This is a genomic window from Paenibacillus maysiensis (assembly GCF_000520815.1).
Taxonomy (GTDB): Bacteria; Bacillota; Bacilli; order Paenibacillales; family Paenibacillaceae; genus Paenibacillus; species Paenibacillus maysiensis.
In genome coordinates this window covers 36626-42672 of sequence record NZ_ASRY01000223.1, presented here as the reverse complement: position 1 = coordinate 42672, position 6047 = coordinate 36626, and the positions used below count along the sequence as shown (strand labels likewise).

Sequence of the window (6047 nt, the reverse complement as noted above, 5' to 3'; positions counted from 1 at the left end):
GCCAGCCGATGTGGTCTTTAAAGTGACCCGTATCGGCAGTAATGTCGATAAGGAATTCAATCAGCAGGACTTGGCTGCCATTATTGAGCCGAGGGTGCAGGAAATTTTTCAACTCATTCAGGCGGAAGTTAAGCGCTTGGGTTACACAGAGCTTCCGGGGGGTTATATACTTACCGGAGGCACCGTCTCCATGCCTGGTGTACTTCAGGTGGCACAAAGCGAACTGGCCGCTTCTGTAAGGATCGCCGTACCGGACTTTATCGGTGTAAGGGATCCGGGTTACACAAGCGGAGTCGGCATCTTGCATAATGCTATTCGCTACTATCGCGGAAGATCGACCAGCGTTAGCAGCAGCAGCGGTGGAAGTTCCAAGAAGCCGACCAACCGAACCAAGAGCAGTCCGGCTGCGGAAGGCGAGCAAAAGCAGGGGTTGATTGAACGCTTAAAAAACATGTTCAGTGAGTTTATATAACGTTCATTGCAATTATGCCAATCATGGACGGGCCATCCATGCACATTGAGGGGGAGATGGAATAGTATGTTGGAATTTGATTTTGAAATGGAGAGCTTGGCTCAAATTAAAGTGATCGGCGTCGGAGGCGGCGGCAGCAATGCGGTTAACCGAATGATCGAAAATGGTGTTCAGGGTGTGGAGTTTATCACCGTCAACACAGATGCTCAGGCGCTTCATTTAGCGAAGTCTGAGCATAAGCTTCAAATTGGTGATAAGCTGACTCGCGGCTTGGGTGCCGGAGCTAATCCGGATGTGGGTAAAAAAGCGGCTGAGGAGTCGCGTGAACTCATTATGAACACACTCAAAGGTGCGGATATGGTATTCGTGACGGCGGGAATGGGTGGCGGTACAGGTACTGGAGCAGCTCCTGTCATTGCTGAAATTGCCAAGGAATGCGGCGCGCTGACTGTAGGCGTTGTAACACGACCATTCACCTTTGAAGGGCGTAAGCGCTCCAATCAAGCCGAGCTGGGCATTGAGGGATTAAAAGAAAAGGTAGACACCTTGATTGTTATCCCGAATGATCGCCTGCTTGAAATTGTGGATAAAAAGACCCCTATGCTGGAAGCATTCCGCGAAGCGGACAATGTTCTTCGTCAGGCGGTACAAGGTATTTCTGATTTGATCGCTGTACCGGGTTTGATCAACCTCGACTTTGCTGACGTGAAAACGATCATGACGGAGCGTGGCTCCGCCTTGATGGGGATTGGCGAAGCAACCGGTGAGAATCGGGCGGCTGAAGCAGCACGCAAGGCTATCATGAGCCCGTTGTTGGAAACATCCATTGAAGGCGCACGGGGTGTGATTATGAACATCACTGGCGGCAACAATCTGTCTTTGTACGAAGTGAATGAAGCAGCTGAAATTGTAACCTCGGCTTCCGATCCGGAGGTCAACATGATTTTCGGTGCCATCATTGACGAAGAGTTGAAAGAAGAGATTAAGGTTACCGTCATTGCAACTGGCTTTGAAGGTAAACCAAGCCAACCGGCACCGGGGCGTAAACCGGCAGCCAACCCGGCGGCTCCTGAATCGGTGGAAAAGGGTTCTCCTAACTTGCGTCCGTTCGGCAACACTCAGAGCAGTGATCAACTCGATATTCCGACATTTTTACGTAACCGTTCACGCAATAATAATAACGATAACTAGATTGAAATCGGATAGCCCGTATTCTCCTTGGAGATACGGGCTTCTTTCTATTTTTTTTGCATCTCATATTCGATTCATTAGCCGATTCCAATGTAAGAACTCCATTTTTAACATTTCCTGTGCTTCTCCCCTTTCCGACAAAATTAGTCGGTCACCGTCCCCATCGTTAGACAGACTTTGAACAGCATGACTACTATACTTAAGCCTATCCTGCAAACGCTGGGCGGGTGAATCTTTGGTTGTTTACATCGACTTAATTTTTTTGGCCAATTTGTTCATTGATGCTGTACTGCTGATGGCTACTGCCTGGATGAGAAAAATTCGTCCGGTGTGGTGGCGACTGCTTGCTTCGGCTGTCATCGGTGCGATGTACGTGGTCATGATGTTTGTGCCGGAGCTGTCCTTTTTATTTACATTCCTGATTAAGCTGGCATTATCGGTCATTATGCTGTTGGTGGCTTTTGGGTTTGGCAGCATGCAAAAGTACCTTCGTACGATGGGTGCTTTTTATATGATCAATTTTGTAGCAGCGGGAGGAATTCTGGGGATGCATTATTTACTCCAGAGTACGGGGGAATTGTTTAATGGCATCTGGTACACGACTTCAGGTGGAATGTCCTTTGAGCTGAAAATTGCATTCTGGTTTATTTTATGCACGTTTGGCGGAGTGATGCTTTTCTTTCGTATTGTGCAATCTTCAAAGCAGCGCGCGGAAAGGATGAGTGGATTTCTGGGGGAGGTGCAGGTATGGATCGGGCAGGATCATATTGAGTGTACAGGCTTGTTGGATACGGGTAACCAACTTTATGATCCTTTGACCCGGACACCCGTGATGGTCATGGAGGCTGCCTTGTGGGAGGCATATTTACCCTCTTCCTGGCTCCAAAAGCTATCTGAGGGAAATGCGGATCAACTGGTGATGGAGTTGGGAGACGAATCGTTCAACTGGCAGGATCGAGTTCGTCTCGTTCCCTATCGTGGCATTAATCGTAACCATTCCTTCATGCTCGCACTCAAGCCAGATCGCGTAGAGGTGGTGATGAATGGGGCTCGCTATGTGCATCATCGAGTGTTGATCGGCTTGGATGGGGGGACATTATCGGCAGAGGGAAAATATCGCGCAATCATTCATCCGGATGTGACGGCACACGCGGAGGGGGCTGCTGAGCCGGACCAGAAGCAGGAAGCACGCTTTGAAGCGCAGGACGATGGTCGTGGACACACGATCAGGTCTGAAGGCAATCAGGCTATGGCTGTAACGGACGAAGGGACGCAGCGAGATTTTGCACCATTTTCAGAAGGGGGAGAATGACATGCGGGAACAGATGAAATTCAAGATGAAAATCAGATTGACTTTACAGTTGCAATATTATCGTATTTTATTTTTATTTGGGTTGAAAAGTGAAGAGATTTATTATATTGGCGGCAGCGAGGCGCTCCCCCCGCCGCTGACGAGGGATGAGGAAGAGTATTTGCTTGGAAAGCTCTCTTCCGGAGATGCTGCAGTACGGTCCATGTTGATTGAACGGAATTTGCGGCTGGTGGTATACATTGCGCGTAAGTTTGAGAACACAGGAATCAACATTGAGGATCTCGTATCCATAGGGGCGATAGGACTTATCAAGGCAGTTAACACCTTTGATCCCGAGAAAAAAATCAAGCTCGCTACCTATGCTTCCCGGTGCATCGAAAATGAAATTTTAATGTATTTGCGCCGAAATAATAAAACGAGAACTGAAGTTTCTTTTGACGAGCCTTTGAATATTGATTGGGACGGGAATGAGTTGCTGCTTTCCGACGTGATGGGAACGGAAAATGATACCATTTACCGCAATATCGAGGAACAGGTTGACCGCAAATTATTGCATAAGGCGCTGGATAAGTTGACGGATCGGGAACGTCTGATTATGGAGCTGCGTTTTGGCTTGCAGGACGGGGAAGAGAAGACACAGAAGGATGTTGCTGACCTGTTAGGTATCTCACAATCCTATATTTCGCGTCTGGAAAAACGTATTATTAAGCGCTTACGGAAAGAATTTAACAAAATGGTATGACGTTTGGGGATATTCGGAAGCGATGGAAACGGCGAATAAAAAAACACCCTCAGGAGATAATGTACATTAATGTTGCTCCTTGGGAGGTAAGACAAGATGACCCGAAACAAAGTGGAAATTTGCGGTGTGGATACCGCCAAACTGCCAGTGCTAACCAATGTGGAAATGCGCGAGCTGTTCACATCACTTCAGCAAAATAATGAACGATCAGCCAGAGAAAAATTGGTTAACGGCAATCTACGGCTCGTTCTGAGCGTGATTCAGCGCTTTAACAATCGGGGAGAGTTTGTTGACGATTTGTTTCAGGTAGGATGCATCGGCCTGATGAAGGCGATTGATAATTTTGACCTTTCGCAAAACGTGAAGTTTTCCACTTATGCGGTGCCGATGATTATCGGTGAGATACGCCGGTATTTGCGGGACAACAATCCGATCCGTGTATCCCGTTCGCTGCGAGATATTGCATATAAGGCGCTTCAGGTGCGGGATAGTCTAACAAATCTAAATTCGCGGGAACCGACGATTTTTGAAATTTCTGAGGCGCTGAACGTGCCTAAGGAAGATGTTGTGTTCGCATTAGATGCGATTCAGGACCCGGTTTCGCTGTTCGAGCCGATATATCACGACGGGGGCGACCCAATCTATGTGATGGATCAGATCAGTGATGACAGAAATAAGGACGTCTCATGGATTGAGGAAATCGCTCTGCGGGAAGCGATGCATCGCCTGGGCCAGCGTGAAAAGATGATATTGTCCATGCGTTTTTATGAAGGAAAGACGCAGATGGAGGTTGCCGACGAAATCGGTATCTCTCAAGCCCAGGTTTCGAGATTAGAGAAGTCGGCCATACAGCAAATGCAAAAGCACGTGAAGTCGTAGTCTTAAGGGAAGAGAAGCTTGGAAGGCATGCCGATAAAAACGATCCTGCGTGGATCGTTTTTGCGTTTACAGGACATTTTTTGGGTTCTCCCTCTCATATAGTGAAATAAAGGATGTGATACGTGTGAGTGCACCGGAAACGTCGGTAAGGGCCATGAAAATTTCCGAGTTTCAAACAAAGGATGTCATTAACATTGTAGATGGGCGACGATTGGGACAAATCAGTGATTTGGAGATTGATGTACGACAGGGCAAAATCGAGGCCATTGTTGTCCCTGGCAGCAGCCGTTTTATGGGCTGGTTTGGAGGGGGAAGCGAACTGGTCATTCCCTGGCGCAATATTGTTAAAATTGGCTCGGATGTGGTACTTGTCCGATTGGAGGGATTGCATGAGTCGCAGGGTGATGGTGAGGAAAAATTATATATTGAGCGTCAGGAACGAAATGACCGACGGGGATTTTGAGCAGTGACTTTGAGCTGTAGGAATATGTGTATTTGACAGCTATGTGAAGACACGGCGGCGGCTTTTTGGTACACTGGGCAGTAGAGGTGAAAACGAATGGAACCGTTTGTAGTGAATACCGGAGCAACGGGTGTCGCGTCAACGACAGATGGCGCGCATCCCTTGCCAGAGTTGTTATATATTCAATCCTGGGAGAAACAGGTTCGTGGATTGACAGCAGGTTTTACCGGACGCCATGGCGGTGTCAGTGAAGTGCCTTACGAAAGTCTGAATTGTGCGTTTCATGTAGGGGATGACCCGGAGAAAGTTATTCGCAATCGGCAGCTTATTGCGGAGCAGCTCGGATTTGTGCCTGAAGCCTGGACCTGTGGAGAGCAGGTACACGGTAATCACGTTGCTGTTGTAAAGGCTGCTGACCGCGGGCGCGGCTTTGTGGATCGTGCATCCGCTTTTCAGGATACAGATGGACTGTTGACCGATGTGCCAGGCATTTTACTGACATCCTTTTATGCGGATTGCGTGCCGTTATATTTTTGTGATCCGGTGCGGCGTGTAATTGGGCTAGCACATGCGGGCTGGAAAGGAACGGTTGCCGAGATTGCGCTGAAAATGGTGCAAACGATGCAGACCGAATATGGATCGCAGCCGTCCGATTTGCTTGCAGCCATTGGCCCTTCCATTGGTATAAAGTCATACGAGGTGGATGAGCATGTGATGAGCCAAATTCGGGTTTTGGAGCATGATTGCCCGGGTAATGATAAATGGGAAGGCACTGTCTATTTCCCGTTAGGCGGCGGAAAAACGCTTCTTGACTTGAAACAATGCAATCGACACATTATGATGAAAGCAGGAATATTGCCGAGCCGTATCGAATGTACTACCTTATGCACGAGTAGCCGCAGCGATTTGTTTTTTTCGTATCGCAAGGAAGGCGGCGTCACAGGGAGAATGGCGAGCTGGATTGGTCTGGAAGAGAGGTGAGTCCTCC

At 48.3% G+C, this 6047-nt stretch carries 6 protein-coding genes and 1 pseudogene; all 7 read left to right on the top strand.

What is annotated here, in order from left to right:
- Window positions 1-472: pseudogene (locus L696_RS0116540) on the top strand (cell division protein FtsA); the annotation flags it as partial.
- 66 nt (window positions 473-538) lie between these two features.
- Window positions 539-1663 carry a cell division protein FtsZ gene (gene ftsZ / locus L696_RS0116535; RefSeq protein ID WP_025684642.1) on the top strand — a complete coding sequence of 375 codons (1125 nt, stop codon included), beginning with the start codon at window positions 539-541 and terminating at the stop codon, window positions 1661-1663.
- A gap of 235 nt (window positions 1664-1898) precedes the next feature.
- Window positions 1899-2975, top strand: coding sequence for a sigma-E processing peptidase SpoIIGA (gene spoIIGA, locus L696_RS0116530; RefSeq protein WP_025684641.1), 1077 nt, complete (start codon window positions 1899-1901; stop codon window positions 2973-2975).
- 1 nt (window position 2976) lies between these two features.
- The gene (gene sigE / locus L696_RS0116525; RefSeq protein ID WP_025684640.1) at window positions 2977-3717 is read left to right on the top strand and encodes an RNA polymerase sporulation sigma factor SigE; all 741 of its coding nucleotides are present in this window, start codon (window positions 2977-2979) and stop codon (window positions 3715-3717) included.
- A gap of 96 nt (window positions 3718-3813) precedes the next feature.
- Window positions 3814-4596 (top strand): RNA polymerase sporulation sigma factor SigG, encoded by a 783-nt coding sequence (gene sigG / locus L696_RS0116520; RefSeq protein WP_025684639.1) that lies wholly within the window; start codon window positions 3814-3816, stop codon window positions 4594-4596.
- A 124-nt stretch (window positions 4597-4720) separates the two neighbouring features.
- On the top strand, window positions 4721-5059 hold the full coding sequence (locus tag L696_RS0116515; RefSeq protein ID WP_025684638.1) for a YlmC/YmxH family sporulation protein: 339 nt from the start codon (window positions 4721-4723) through the stop codon (window positions 5057-5059).
- Window positions 5060-5155: 96 nt separating this feature from the next.
- Window positions 5156-6040: a peptidoglycan editing factor PgeF gene (gene pgeF / locus L696_RS0116510; protein ID WP_025684637.1), complete on the top strand. Its 885-nt coding sequence runs from the start codon at window positions 5156-5158 to the stop codon at window positions 6038-6040.
- Window positions 6041-6047: the final 7 nt, after the last annotated feature.